Below are 229 nucleotides of genomic sequence, written 5' to 3'. Positions count from 1 at the left end.
CGCAGTGGACGGCGCCTTCCTGATGCCAGTGGAAGACGTGTTCTCGATCTCGGGCCGCGGCACCGTGGTGACCGGTCGCGTTGAGCGCGGCATCATCAAGGTCGGCGAAGAGATCGAAATCGTTGGTATCACCGACACCGTGAAAACCACCTGCACCGGCGTGGAAATGTTCCGCAAGCTGCTGGACCAGGGTCAGGCCGGCGACAACGTTGGTCTGCTGCTGCGCGGC

At 63.3% G+C, this 229-nt stretch carries 1 protein-coding gene; it reads left to right on the top strand.

Annotated elements, in window-relative coordinates:
- On the top strand, window positions 1-229 hold a 229-nt coding region (locus AC6H42_RS19340), incomplete at both ends, for an EF-Tu/IF-2/RF-3 family GTPase (protein WP_497548739.1).

Source organism: Massilia sp. NBRC 108631 (genome assembly GCF_059704565.1).
This window is presented reverse-complemented; position numbering and strand designations above follow the sequence as displayed.